This window comes from Leisingera sp. SA32 (assembly GCF_056033425.1).
The window spans coordinates 1-11,980 of the sequence record NZ_JBVYHB010000011.1 but is presented as its reverse complement, the minus strand read 5'-3'; the positions used below and the strand labels follow the sequence as shown (position 1 = coordinate 11,980).

Sequence of the window (11,980 nt, the reverse complement as noted above, 5' to 3'; positions counted from 1 at the left end):
GTCCTTTAGCGAAGTTTCGGGTTGAGCGCGTCGCGCAGCCAGTCGCCCAGCATGTTCACGGCCACTACCAGGATACACAGCTGCACCGAGGGGAAGAGCACGATCCACCAGGAGCCGGAGAACAGATACTGGTTGCCGACCCGGATCAGCGTCCCCAGCGAGGGCTGGTTCGGCGGCATGCCAACGCCAAGGAAGGACAGCGTTGCCTCGATCAGAATCGCCAGGCCGAAATTCAGCGTTGCCGCCACGAACACCGGCGTCAGCGTGTTGGGCAGGATATGCTTCAGCATCAACCGCCGCCCCGGCGTGCCCACCAGCCGCGAAGCCTGCACATATTCCTTGCGCCGCTCGACCATCGTCTGGGCCCGCACGACGCGGGCGTATTGCACCCAGGAATACAGCGCGATGGCCAGCACCAGCACCGCGGCGATGCCAGCCTCACGCAACTCCGGCGGCAACAGCGCCTGCGCGACCGAGCTGACCAGAATGGCCGCAAGGATGATCGGGATCGACAGCAGCACATCGCCAATGCGCATCAGCACATTGTCGACCCAGCCGCCATAGTAGCCAGCGGCCAGCCCGGCCAGCAGGCCAATTGCCAGCGATACCGCAACCGAGGCAATACCGATGAAAATGGAAATCCGCGTCCCGTACAGGATACCCGACAGAATATCGCGCCCCTGCACGTCAGTGCCCAGAACAAAGGGCATCTGCCCGCCCTGCATCCATACCGGCGGCAGCTCGGCGTTCCACAGCTCCAGCGCCGCAAGGTCATAGGGGTTCTGCGGTGCCAGCACCGGCGCCAGAAAGGCGGTCACGGTGACAAAGGCCAGCACCGCCGCCGCGCCAACCGCGGATTTCGAGTTCTTGAAGCTCCACCATAGGTCGCTGTCAGCGATCCGGGCCAGGCGGGCGGCAAGGGGCGCGCGGGCGGTTTCGGGTTGGGTTCGGATATCGGTCATTTGTCAGCTCCGCGCAGGCGGGGGTCGATCACCGCATAGGTGATATCGACCAGGGCATTGAGGGTGACGAAAATCAGCGCGACGATGCAGAGGTATCCCGCCATGATCGGCACATCGACAAAGGTCACGGCCTGGATGAACAGCAGCCCCATGCCGGGCCATTGGAACACCGTCTCGGTCACCAAGGCAAAGGCGATCAGCCCGCCGATCTGCATGGCGGTCATGGTGACCACCGGCATCAGGCAGTTGCGCAGCGCGTGGCGAAAATGGATGGTGCGGGCCGGAATGCCGCGGGCGCGGGCGAACTTGATGAAATCGGTGCGCAGCACCTCCAGCATCTCGGCCCGCACCAGCCGCATCACCAGGGTAATCTGAAACAGCGACAGCGACAGGGCCGGCAGGATGATCGACAGCCGCCCCGACGGGGTCAGCAACCCGGTCGACCACCAGCCCAGATCCACCGTCTCACCGCGCCCAAAGGCGGGGAACCAGCCAAGCCAGACCGAAAAGATCAGGATCAGCCCGATGCCAACCACAAAGCTGGGCAGCGATATGCCGATGATCGAGGTGAACTGTAGCGTTTCCGCATACCAGCGCTGGCGGTGGATCGCGGTGATGACCCCCAGCGGGATGCCAACCACCAGCGAGATCAGCGTCGCCACGATCACCAGCTCAAAGGTTGCGGGAAAGCGCTCGGCGATCATCGCCAGAACATCCTGCTGGTTGCGGAAGGAAATGCCAAAATCCCCCTGCGCCGCGTTTTTCACAAAGGTGGTGAACTGCACGATGAACGGTTCATCCAGCCCCAGCTTGGCGCGCAGCGCATCCCGCTGGGCCTGGGTGGCCTGTTCGTTCAGCATCAGCTCAACCGGATCACCGACAAAGCGGAAGATCATGAACGCGATGAAACTGACGGAAAGCATCACGAAGATCGCATTCGCCGTCCGCTTGATCAGAAAAGCCAGCATCGGTGCCTCTCCCCTGTAGTGTTGAAAAAACGGGGCAGCCCCCGGCAGGCGCTGCCCCAGTGGGGGATTACCGGATCACGAACCACATGCGCGGCTTGTTGTCGGGGAACTGCGGGAAGTCCTCGAAGTCCGCCGAAACCGCCCAGGCCATCGGCTGCTGGTGCAGCGGCATCATCACGATTTCTTCCTTGGCAATGCGCAGCGCCTCGGTTTCCATCGACAGGCGCTTTTCGCGGTCCAGCTCGACCGAGGCAGCCTGGGTCAGCTTGTCAATTTCCGGATAGGACCAGCTGCCCCAGTTGAACACGCCGGAGTTGCCCTCCTTGCTGTGCAGCATCTGCACCAGGATCGAATAGGTATCCAGCATCGGCAGCGTCGCCCAGCCGATGGTATAGACATCCGCCTTGCCGCCGGCGCGCTTGGGCGTCTGCTTGGCTGTGGGGCCGATGTCCAGACGCGGGCTCAACCCGATCCGCGACCACATGGAGGCGATCGCCTGGCAGAACTGCTCTTCGTTCACGTAGCTTTCATTGGTGCAGACAAAGTCGAATTCGAAACCGTCTTCATACCCGGCCTCGACCAGCAGTGCCTTTGCCTTTCCGGGATCGGCCGCCACGACATCATCCAGCGCTTCGGAATAGCCGGGGATCGAGGGCGCAACCAGCGTGCCGGCATTGCGGGATTTGCCACGCATGACACGGGACTGGATCAGATCCATGTCCACCGCCAGCTGCATCGCCTGGCGCACGCGCAGATCGTTCATCGGGTTCTCACCACCGGCCACCAGTTCATCCCGCCGGTTGAAGCCCAGCATCACGGTACGCAGATCGGTGCGCTCCAGAACCTTCAGGTTCTGCGCCGCCTCCAGACGCGGTAGATCCTGCACCGGCGCACTGTCGACAAAATCAACCTCGCCGGACAGCAGCGCTGCAACACGGGTCGCGGCCGAGGTCACCGGCTGGAATTCGATCCGGGTCAGGTTATGCTGAGGCTCATCCCACCAGCCCTCGTTCACGGCCAGCACCGTCTGCGCCTCGGGGGTGCGGCTTTCTAGCACAAACGGGCCGGTGCCATTGGTGTTGAAGGTGGCGTAGCCCTCGACCCCGGCGCTGACGTCGGTCGGCATCTCAGCATTGTTCTCAACCAGCCAGTCCTTGTCGAAAATGTGGATGTTGGTCAGGTCGTTCAGCAGCAGCGGATAGGCACCGGTCAGTTCAATATCGATGGTATGATCGTCGACCACGGTGGCGCTTTTGTAGGCCGGCAGGTTGCCTTTCAGCGGTGAGCTTTCGTCGCTGACACGGGTCAGCGAGGCCAGCACGTCCTCGGCGGTGAAGGCGTTGCCATTATGGAATTTCACATCCTTGCGCAGGCTGAACCGCCAGGTCGTGGGAGAGATGATCTCCCAGCTTTCCGCCAGCGCCGGCTCGATCTGCAGATCGCGGTCAAAGCGCACCAGCCCCTCATAGATGTGGTTGAGGAAATTGATCGTGTAGCTGTCACCATAGGAATACGGGTCTAGCGAGACGATGTCGCGCGGCGCGCCCCAGCGCACCGTCTCCGCCGCTGCCGCGGAGTCCAGCGTCACCGCCGCCATGCCGCCGAGGAGCGCGGCCTTCAGTTCAGTCTTTGAGATCATTCTGTGGTCTCCCTGTTGCGAATACAAAATTCGTTACTTTTGCATCCATTTCGAACACGGCCTTCTCTGTGCCTTTTTGCGGTTTCCGCAGCACCCGGATCCTGCCGGATGTTGAGGCGAGGTTATGGATCAGATTCATTTATGTCTACAAAAATGTTTACAGATTGTATTCAGTAACTGTATCCAACACAAAGCAACCGAAAGCTGCTAGTTTCGCCGAAGCCTCAGGCCTCCGCCTGAAAACGCTTAAATTTCAAGCATGAGAGCACAGTAAATGTACAAATCATCGACCCGCAGCTTTCCAGTTTACGATTCCCTCCGCCAAGCCATCATCGAACAGGCGCTGAAGCCCGGCGTGAAACTTCCCGAAGATTCGATTGGCGAAACTTTCGGCGTCAGCCGCACGACTGTACGCAATGCGCTGGTGCGCCTGGACGCCGAAGGTCTGGTCGATCTGCAGCCGAATCGCGGTGCATCAGTCGCCGAACCCACCATCGAAGAAGCCTATGACATCTTCGAGATGCGCCAGTGCCTGGAACGCGAAGTGATACAGCGCCTGTGCAAGATGGACCCCAAGCCGATCATCAAGGCGCTGAAGGCGCATGTGAAGGAAGAAGAGAAATACCTCGGCAAGGATCATACCCGCTCAATCCGGCTGGCTGGTGAGTTCCACATCCTGCTGGCAGAGCTGACCGGCTCCAAGATCCTGGCCAATTACGTAAATGAAATCGTTTCGCGCTGCTCGCTGATCCTGGCGCGGTTCGCGCAGGTTCACTCTGCCGAATGCGGCGTCGAGGAACATGCCGAACTGATCGCCGCCTTCGCCGAGGGCGATGCCGCACGCGCCAGCGCTTGCATGCAGAGCCATCTGCACGGGGTGCAGAACCGCGCCCTGCTCAACCCCGAAGACGCCGACTCCGACAACGTGGCGCAGATCCTGTCACGCTACCGGCCTACCAAGACAAAACCCTAGACACCGGGAGACCCGCCATGACCCACGACACCCAGCCCGCAACCGGGCAGACGCGATTCGACTTCGCCAAGCTGACGCCGCGCGAACGCTACAAGCTGCTGATCGGCGCTGTGGTGCCGCGGCCGATCGCTTGGGTGACTACGGTCAGCGAGGCGGGCATCGCCAATGCCGCCCCCTACAGTTTCTTCAACTGCCTGTCCTCCGACCCCGCCATTCTGGCCATCGGCGTCGAAAACCACGCCGACATGCGGTTCAAGGACACTGCCCACAACATCCGGGTGACCGAAGAATTCACCGTCAACATCGCCGCCCACGCCAACCTGCACGCGATGAACACCACCGCGGTGCCCTTCGGCCCGGAGGTCGACGAGATTGCAGAGGCCAGGCTGACCATGCTGCCGGGCGAATTTGTCTCCTGCCCGCAGATCGCCGAGGCCCCGGTGCGCTTTGAGTGCCGCCGCCACACCACTCTGAACATCGGAAAATCCCGCGAAATCATTCTGGGCGAGGTGCTGGCCATGCACAGCCATCCCGGACTGGTGAACGACCGCCACCATGTCGACCCGGTGGCGCTCGACGCGCTGGGGCGGATGGGCGGCCACGGCTATTGCCGCTCGAACCAGACCTTTGATCTCCCCACCATGTCACTGGAGGAATGGACCGCCTTCACCAACCGCCAGAGCGAAAGCCTGCACGGATGAAGCTGTGTTTCGTGAACCCGAACGCCACCGCCGAGATGACCCGCCGAATGGTGGAGCAGGCCCGCAACCTCGCGCCGCAAGGCGTTGAGGTATCCGGCGCAACCAACACACAAGGGCCCGCCGCGATCCAGGGCCAGGCTGATGGTGACGCGGCAGAGCCGGGCACCCTGGCGCTTTTGGCCGCGGGCGGCTTTGACCTCGGCGTGATCGGCTGTTTTGACGACACTGGCCTGCCCGCGGCGCGCCGCAGCTGCCCGGTGCCGATCCTAGGCCTGGGCGAGGCAAGCTTCACCCAGGCGGATGAACGGGCAGCACCTTTTGTCGTGCTGACCACCTCGGCATTGTCGGTGCCGGTGCTGGAAGCCAATATCACAAGCTACGGTCTGGAACGCCACTGTCTTGCGGTTGTCGCCTCCGGAGTGCCGGTGCTGGATTTCGAACACGACCGCGCCAGCGCGCGGAACCGGCTGGCCGAAACGGCAAAGAAGGCCTGCGATGACTTCGCCGGAACCCGCACGCTGGTCCTGGGCTGCGCAGGCATGGGCGGGTTGGCCACCGACCTATCGAAAGAGCTGGGCCTGGCGTTCATCGATCCAATAGAAGCAGCCCTGGCCCTCGCGAACCGCGCTTGGTCTGCCGGCGGCTGATTTTCGTTAGGCTCAGGCCCCAGCCTTTTGCAGCGCTACCGCGAGTTGGTCGAGGATCTCGCTCGGTCGCTGAACGCGCCGGAGGTGAAGCGGGAAGCCACGGCAGCGCTGCGGGCGCTAATTTCGCAGGTGCGGATGGTTCCGGATGCCGATGCGCCCGGCGGACATCAGCTTGAACTTATTGGGGAATTGCGGCGTTGCGGCAGCATGGTTGCAGCGATACCGCACTCGGTCCCGGCCGCTGGTTGACGGCAGACAGCCCAATCTCGACACTCGAACCAGGCGCAGCGAAGGCGATGCTGCGCCTGGTTCGAATGGCAACGAAGCGCAGACAGCGACGTTTGCAAAGTCTTGGGGTCTGCCAGCCGGGCGGCGATCCCATGCTGCACGAGCAATGAAAGGAGCAGACCTTCGCCGCACGCGCAGCCACCAATCATAATCGAACGGAAGGGATGCGGGACAACGCCGACCTTGGATTTTTCTTCTTCGCTGACGCAGCATCGCTTTGCACATGCGGCGGGCTTCTCGCTGCTTTGCAGCCCTTGTTACGGAAACGGTTAATGCTTGCTGAGTTCGAAAGGTAGATCAAAACCGCGCTTTCGCTGCATGGCGTCTGGACAGGATAGACGCGCGACTTAACGCTCTTGGATCTTGCCTGCCAGCGCTTCTCGGCGACCGTCGATCTGGTCCCAGTTCATATCAATCTCCTTTCGCGAAAGTTGCGCGTTACGGTAAATAAACGATTGGACTCCGCAATTTCCGATTGCGCTTGGGGCCTGCAGCTCAGGCGAATGGTGGCCACGAGGTCAGAAAGCTGCGGGCATCTTGGATCGGGATCACAATGCAGAAGGTTTGGCCAAATTATGCATAGCCCTCACTAAGTTCCCGGTTTATTTCCCTGGCTCGCTTCAACAAATCAGCGACAGATTGCTCGTCGCGGTCATCGGCTTCAACCTTGCGGGCATCGTCAGTCCAGCTCTTAATCTCTGCTTGGACCTGTTCAAGCTTTTCGGATGCAGCGCTGTCAGTTTGCCGTGTCCGTAACTGTTCACTCTGACGTTCCGTATGCGCAGAGCACATTTCTGAATGTAGTTGTTCCAGCCTGGAATTTGGAAGTTGCATAACGGTCTCCTTCGGTTGGCCTACCAATAAACGCCTGCACCGCCACTGACAGGCAACTGTCGTGGCTGGATCCGCGCTTGCCGCGCCCTTGAGGCGGATCCGGCATCCTGCTTGTCAGTTTGGACGCTGCCGTCTTGGCGGCATGTGCCATCCGGCATGTCCTGCAGACCGGGCTGTTGGCCCCGTGCATCGTACGAGTCGGACGTAAGCGGCATAGGCGATGTCTAACCCGCTGCGATTGAGTATGTCATGTCGGCGGCCTCCGAACGGAGTTACCACCAGCGATGATCCGGTTAATCAGAGCCGCCACGGCCAGGTGCGCCTCTATATCGTTGTCAGTGCCAGCTGCGTTCTCATGTGTCTTTGCCGCATCGCGCAGGATACCCACGATCTCGTGTTCAGGCAGGACTTTGTTATCGTTCATAGCCAGCAGCAGTGCTTCGCAGATCGAAAGGGCGGCCACTCCCGGGAAGTCCTTCTCGCTAAGCATTTCATGTATTCCTTCCGGGTGACGGTAAAATAATGCGCGGCCGAATGGCCTCGCTTGTCCCAAGCATCTTCGCAGAAAAAATGGTATGCTGGGCTAACCGAAAGCAGTCTCCGCGCCATTGCGTCTGGAGTTTCTTTCCGGCTTGCGAGGCCCCGATGACGGATATCTTAGAAAGCCCGCTTACACGCAAGCTGCAAGTTTTTGTCGCCCTGTCTGATGATGAATTAGGCGTCTTGAAGCGTTTGCATCTGCGCCGCCGGTCCTTTGTGGCGGGGCGTGATCTGGTGCATCAGGGGCAGTCGGATCAGGCCGCTTACATTCTGGTCGCCGGCTGGGTGTGTTCCTACAAGCTTCAGCCGGACGGCACCCGCCAGATCGTGGATTTCCAGATACCAGGAGATTTTCTTGGATTGCGCAGCGTGCTGCTGCGCACGTCCGACCACAGCTTTGAGCCGGTCACGGATATTCAGGCTGTCGAAGTCTTCGCGGACGACCTTCTGGAAGCCTTCGAGAAGACGCCTCGCCTGGCGGCAGCCATTCTCTGGGCGGCATCACGGGACGAAGCCATGGTGGTCGAGCATCTCGTCGGAGTTGGCCGACGCGCTGCGGATGCACGCATGGCCCATTTCCTTCTGGAACTGGGGGCAAGGCTGAAACTGGTCGGAATGGGGAGCAAAAAAGGGTACGCCTGTCCTTTGACCCAGTATCAGCTTGCTGATGCACTCGGCTTAAGCGCCGTCCATGTGAACCGCGTTCTGCGGCAGCTTCGCGACAGCGGCCTGCTAACCTTTCGGGACGGCCGTGTGAGGTTCGACAATTATAACGGATTGATCGACTTTTCGGGCTTCGATCCGGCATATCTGGACCAGACAGGCCCGCTCTTGAAACGACGAAGGTCGCCCCCCCCCCGGAATAACTTGGGGCGACCTGATTTTCATTTAGAACGAGGACGTGTCAGGAGATTGCTTTCTTCGCCGCGTCGAGTTCCCTGTTCGTCTCGGCGTAGTTATGCGCCTCATGCGCTTTTTCTGCAGCCTGGTAATGTTTCAAGGCCCGGTCCTTTTTGGGACCGGCGGTTGCTTTGTCACAGGCTGCTTTGACCGAGGTCATCTTTTCGGTGGCATTGGTCTGTTCAGGTGTCATTGGATTGTCCTTTCCTGGACATTCCGAGAATAGAACGCGCAGTGCTGTACAGTCCGTTTGAGGAACCGCACGCATCCCGCGCTTCACTATTGCCCGAAAATGAGTGCCGCCGGAGATTCGGCGGGCACGGGCCCATGTACCCATCTTCCGCGCAGCGCAGCACTGACTCAGGTTAGCTTGAGGCGGGATCCGGGTCTTCTGACCGGTGATTTTTGAACGAACATTTCAGCAGCCCGTTCACATGCCGGTATGCGCGTTCAAGGTTTTGCTCCGTGGTGAGGATTCAAGCAGCCGACGTCAGCTGGTGGGGGTTTGCTGATGTGACAGGCGCAGCCAACGCCCGTTGTCTTGCAGATATGAGGACGTGCAAAGCGCCTCATAGATCGGTAATCCAGACTTTTCAGCAGATACGCGGTAGGCAAGCACCGCAACCGGTCCCTGCCTGACTTGGCTGCGGTCCTTCATTACCACTGTTCGCCAGCCCGTGTTTTGCTTCACATGCTCAATGATCTGCCCGCCCTGCAGGATGCCCGGCGGATAGGGAAGCACCATCACTGCGTTTTTTGCAGTCACGGTGCGGGCGCTTTCCGCGCCGCTGGTCCAGCACCGCTCCTCCTGATCCCAGAGGATCGCATTGTCCCGGGCGGAGAGGCCACCCTGCTTGCGGTCGCCGTTCTGTGCTTTGCCCACTATCATTGGCCAGTTCCCTGAATGCCCGCGAGTATAAACTGCAAAATCAGAAAGAGGAGCGTCAGTACCGCCCAGATCAAACCGGAAAAATTTGCCGATCCGGTTTCTGCGCCACCAGAAACGGCCGTCACGAGACTGCGATGTTTGGGGAGAAGGCGAGTCAATTTTCGCGCGACCGATCCACCATCCTGCTTGAGTGCAGGCACGTCACGGAATTGCAACAGCAGCATCTCCAGTCGCGAGCCCGCGGCCTGTTTCTTCAGGGAGGCTAGCGTGGCGGCCTCCTCCCAAGGTTCGAGTTCAAGCCGCGCAAAGGCCGAAAGAACGGTAACGGCATTGCCATTCCGGTCTTCACCAACGAAGGCTTGCAAGAACCGGTCAAACTCCGGGTCATGCGGATGAAGAATGCCAGCGGCGGGCATCGGCGTATTCTCCCTTTTGATGTGCCCGGATTTGAAAGCGGCTGTTCCGGGTGAGCGGAGCCGCCCCTTGCCGGGAAAAGCTGCGGATACCTCCGATCGTACACGCATCGCCCGGATCACGCGCTGACGCAGATCAGTCGGTGCCCCCCTGAAGCCAAGCCGCAGGGCAGGTCCAGATTGGCCCGCGCGACCCTGGTCTCGGCGGCGCTAACATGGGTCAGCGCGACCCGCCTGGTTCTGGGATAATGTATGATGACCGCAAAGTTTGGCGGCCACTCTGCAACCGGAATGCTACAGCCAAGCCAGCGCGGAAGACATGCAAACATCGCGGAGACCGGTGATGGCCTTACGCTCAATCAAATCCACCATGACTTTCCCGCAGCCGTTTACCTTATCCGGATATCCAGACGAACTGCCTTCCGGCGAATACGAAGTGCTGGTCGAGGAGGAGCTTATCGAAGGGCTGAGTTTCACGGCTTACCGCAGAACTGCGATTTACTTGACCGTACACGGCAAGGGGCGTTTGCCCGGCCGAACAGAGATGCGGCCTATTACTTGGGCGGATTTGGAAGCAGCGCTCGGCCAAGACCAGAAACGCAACACCTGAGTATAGCGAGGCGGCGCTCTCCCCGCTGGAGGAACCACAATGAATGCTCCCGAATGGCTTAAACCCGGTCTCTACGGCGTCGCGATCGGCGCAGTAATGGTCAGCATAGCAGGATTTTCCTGGGGAGGCTGGGTAACCGGCGGAACCTCGAGCGACAGATCCGCGGCGATGGCCCGCGACCATGTCGTCACCGCACTGGTGCCGGTCTGCCTGAACATGGCCCAGACAGATTTGGATCGGTCTGCAAAGCTGGCAACGATCAGAGCGGCTCCGACGTTCAAGCGGCGAGACGCTCTGATGCAAGCTGGCTGGGCAACGGTTCCTGGAGCTAAGGCCCCGGATCGCGACATTGCGCAGGCCTGTCTTGCGGCCCTTGACGTCGACAAGTGGAACGCCCCCACTGAAGTGGTCCACCTTTTGGGATAGAATTATCCCGTTTTCAGGAGGACGACGAGATGGCCGGCAAGCGAGAGAAGCCCGAAGATATCGTGCTGAAGCTGCGACAAGTTGAAGTGCTGCAAGGGCAAGGCAAATCAGTTCAGGAGGCCGTGCGGCAGATCGGAGTGACGGTTCAGACCTACTATCGATGGCGCAAGGAGTATGGCGGCATGAGCCGCGATCAGCTCAAGCGGCTGAAAGAGCTGGAAGCTGAGAATACCCGGCTCAGACGAGCCGTGTCGGATCTGACACTGGACAAGATGATCCTGGCCGAGGCCGCACGGGGAAACTTCTAAGCCCTTCCCGCCGCAGGCAGTGCATCAACCATGTGCAGCAAACCCTCAGCGTATCGGAGCGCAGGGTTTGCCGCACATTAGGTCAGCATCGCTCTACGCAGCGCAAGGTGCCCTGTGGTCTACCGGACGAAGCCCGGCTGACCGAGGACATCACCGCGTTGGCCGAAGAGTTTGGCCGCTATGGATATCGCATGATCACTGGGCTGCTGAACAACAGCGGCTGGCATGTAAATCACAAGCGCGTTGAACGGATCTGGCGGCAGGAGGGGCTTAAAGTCCCGCAAAAGCAACCCAAGAAAGGCCGACTTTGGCTGAATGATGGTTCCTGCGTCCGGCTGCGGCCGGAGCGCCCGAACCATGTCTGGTCCTATGACTTTGTTCAGGACCGAACCCACGACGGGCGGATCTTCCGCACGCTGAATATCATCGATGAGTTCACGAAGGAGGCGCTGGTGATCCGGGTCAAACGCAGGCTCAATTCAACGGATGTGGTCGACGCATTGACGGATTTGTTCATCCTACGCGGCCCGCCGGAATACATAAGGTCGGATAATGGTGCAGAATTTATTGCCAAGAAGGTGCGTGCCTGGATCGATGCCGTCGGTGCGAAAGCCGCATTCATCACCCCCGGCTCACCATGGGAGAACGGCTACTGCGAGAGCTTCAATGCCCGTTTCCGGGATGAGCTGCTCAACGGCGAGGTCTTCACCACGTTACGCGAGGCCCAGATCCTGATCGAACGCTGGCGGCGTCACTACAATACGGTCAGGCCCCACAGCGCCTTAGGATACCGGCCGCCAGCGCCCAAGAGCATTGTCCCGATAGACCAAAGGCCGACTATGCACTAACATTCAAACTGGACCACCCGATGGGGGCACACCA

Annotated in this window: 13 protein-coding genes and 1 pseudogene; 7 read left to right on the top strand and 7 right to left on the bottom strand. The window is 60.2% G+C overall.

The annotated features are described in order from the left end of the window. Positions 1–5: 5 nt before the first annotated feature. The 3 genes from AC0IPL_RS15200 to AC0IPL_RS15190 all read right to left on the bottom strand — a co-directional run bounded on the left by AC0IPL_RS15200 (position 6) and on the right by AC0IPL_RS15190 (position 3,569). A complete protein-coding gene (locus AC0IPL_RS15200) occupies positions 6–962 on the bottom strand; it encodes an ABC transporter permease (protein WP_474275360.1) in 957 nt (318 codons plus the stop codon). Beyond that, positions 959–1,930: an ABC transporter permease gene (locus AC0IPL_RS15195; protein ID WP_474275359.1), complete on the bottom strand. Its 972-nt coding sequence runs from the start codon at positions 1,928–1,930 to the stop codon at positions 959–961. The genes AC0IPL_RS15200 and AC0IPL_RS15195 overlap by 4 nt, the downstream gene beginning before the upstream one ends. 67 nt (positions 1,931–1,997) lie before the next feature. Next, on the bottom strand, positions 1,998–3,569 hold the full coding sequence (locus AC0IPL_RS15190; protein WP_474275358.1) for an ABC transporter substrate-binding protein: 1,572 nt from the start codon (positions 3,567–3,569) through the stop codon (positions 1,998–2,000). A 274-nt stretch (positions 3,570–3,843) separates the two neighbouring features. On the opposite strand from AC0IPL_RS15190, the gene AC0IPL_RS15185 reads away from it, so the two are divergent. Genes AC0IPL_RS15185 through AC0IPL_RS15175 form a run of 3 tightly spaced genes read left to right on the top strand, consistent with a single transcriptional unit; the run spans position 3,844 to position 5,890 of the window. Then, a complete protein-coding gene (locus tag AC0IPL_RS15185) occupies positions 3,844–4,542 on the top strand; it encodes a GntR family transcriptional regulator (protein WP_474275357.1) in 699 nt (232 codons plus the stop codon). Positions 4,543–4,559: 17 nt separating this feature from the next. Continuing rightward, positions 4,560–5,243 carry a flavin reductase family protein gene (locus AC0IPL_RS15180; RefSeq protein ID WP_474275355.1) on the top strand — a complete coding sequence of 228 codons (684 nt, stop codon included), beginning with the start codon at positions 4,560–4,562 and terminating at the stop codon, positions 5,241–5,243. Further along, a complete protein-coding gene (locus AC0IPL_RS15175) occupies positions 5,240–5,890 on the top strand; it encodes an aspartate/glutamate racemase family protein (RefSeq protein WP_474275353.1) in 651 nt (216 codons plus the stop codon). Before AC0IPL_RS15180 ends, AC0IPL_RS15175 begins: the two co-directional genes overlap by 4 nt. A gap of 861 nt (positions 5,891–6,751) precedes the next feature. Here the strand turns inward: AC0IPL_RS15175 and AC0IPL_RS15170 are convergent. Continuing rightward, positions 6,752–7,012, bottom strand: a complete 261-nt coding sequence (locus AC0IPL_RS15170) for a hypothetical protein (RefSeq protein WP_474275352.1) — start codon at positions 7,010–7,012, stop codon at positions 6,752–6,754. A 247-nt stretch (positions 7,013–7,259) separates the two neighbouring features. Next, positions 7,260–7,502 (bottom strand): hypothetical protein, encoded by a 243-nt coding sequence (locus tag AC0IPL_RS15165; protein ID WP_474275351.1) that lies wholly within the window; start codon positions 7,500–7,502, stop codon positions 7,260–7,262. Between the two features lie 155 nt (positions 7,503–7,657). Here AC0IPL_RS15165 and AC0IPL_RS15160 point away from each other — a divergent pair. Continuing rightward, a pseudogene (locus AC0IPL_RS15160) lies at positions 7,658–8,389 on the top strand (Crp/Fnr family transcriptional regulator); the annotation flags it as partial. Positions 8,390–8,942: 553 nt separating this feature from the next. Here the strand turns inward: AC0IPL_RS15160 and AC0IPL_RS15155 are convergent. Both AC0IPL_RS15155 and AC0IPL_RS15150 read right to left on the bottom strand, forming a co-directional pair. Beyond that, a complete protein-coding gene (locus AC0IPL_RS15155) occupies positions 8,943–9,341 on the bottom strand; it encodes a hypothetical protein (RefSeq protein ID WP_474275349.1) in 399 nt (132 codons plus the stop codon). After that, positions 9,338–9,757: a hypothetical protein gene (locus tag AC0IPL_RS15150; protein ID WP_474275348.1), complete on the bottom strand. Its 420-nt coding sequence runs from the start codon at positions 9,755–9,757 to the stop codon at positions 9,338–9,340. Before AC0IPL_RS15150 ends, AC0IPL_RS15155 begins: the two co-directional genes overlap by 4 nt. Positions 9,758–10,097: 340 nt before the next feature. Between AC0IPL_RS15150 and AC0IPL_RS15145 the strand changes: the two genes are divergently transcribed. From AC0IPL_RS15145 to AC0IPL_RS15135, 3 genes are all read left to right on the top strand, one after another. After that, a complete protein-coding gene (locus AC0IPL_RS15145) occupies positions 10,098–10,364 on the top strand; it encodes a hypothetical protein (RefSeq protein WP_474275347.1) in 267 nt (88 codons plus the stop codon). Positions 10,365–10,403: 39 nt separating this feature from the next. Beyond that, a complete protein-coding gene (locus AC0IPL_RS15140; protein ID WP_474275346.1) occupies positions 10,404–10,790 on the top strand; it encodes a hypothetical protein in 387 nt (128 codons plus the stop codon). Between the two features lie 29 nt (positions 10,791–10,819). After that, positions 10,820–11,946 (top strand): IS3 family transposase gene (locus AC0IPL_RS15135; RefSeq protein WP_474275345.1). Its coding sequence is split into 2 segments (ribosomal slippage): positions 10,820–11,084 and positions 11,084–11,946, totalling 1,128 coding nucleotides; the frame shifts between segments, so codons are not numbered across the junction. The last annotated feature ends 34 nt before the right edge of the window (positions 11,947–11,980 follow it).

Coding starts and splice junctions, on each gene's coding strand:
- AC0IPL_RS15200 (WP_474275360.1), bottom strand. CDS start 962: ATGACCGATATCCGAACCCAACCCGAAACCGCCCGCGCGCCCCTTGCC.
- AC0IPL_RS15195 (WP_474275359.1), bottom strand. CDS start 1,930: ATGCTGGCTTTTCTGATCAAGCGGACGGCGAATGCGATCTTCGTGATG.
- AC0IPL_RS15190 (WP_474275358.1), bottom strand. CDS start 3,569: ATGATCTCAAAGACTGAACTGAAGGCCGCGCTCCTCGGCGGCATGGCG.
- AC0IPL_RS15185 (WP_474275357.1), top strand. CDS start 3,844: ATGTACAAATCATCGACCCGCAGCTTTCCAGTTTACGATTCCCTCCGC.
- AC0IPL_RS15180 (WP_474275355.1), top strand. CDS start 4,560: ATGACCCACGACACCCAGCCCGCAACCGGGCAGACGCGATTCGACTTC.
- AC0IPL_RS15175 (WP_474275353.1), top strand. CDS start 5,240: ATGAAGCTGTGTTTCGTGAACCCGAACGCCACCGCCGAGATGACCCGC.
- AC0IPL_RS15170 (WP_474275352.1), bottom strand. CDS start 7,012: ATGCAACTTCCAAATTCCAGGCTGGAACAACTACATTCAGAAATGTGC.
- AC0IPL_RS15165 (WP_474275351.1), bottom strand. CDS start 7,502: ATGCTTAGCGAGAAGGACTTCCCGGGAGTGGCCGCCCTTTCGATCTGC.
- AC0IPL_RS15155 (WP_474275349.1), bottom strand. CDS start 9,341: ATGATAGTGGGCAAAGCACAGAACGGCGACCGCAAGCAGGGTGGCCTC.
- AC0IPL_RS15150 (WP_474275348.1), bottom strand. CDS start 9,757: ATGCCCGCCGCTGGCATTCTTCATCCGCATGACCCGGAGTTTGACCGG.
- AC0IPL_RS15145 (WP_474275347.1), top strand. CDS start 10,098: ATGGCCTTACGCTCAATCAAATCCACCATGACTTTCCCGCAGCCGTTT.
- AC0IPL_RS15140 (WP_474275346.1), top strand. CDS start 10,404: ATGAATGCTCCCGAATGGCTTAAACCCGGTCTCTACGGCGTCGCGATC.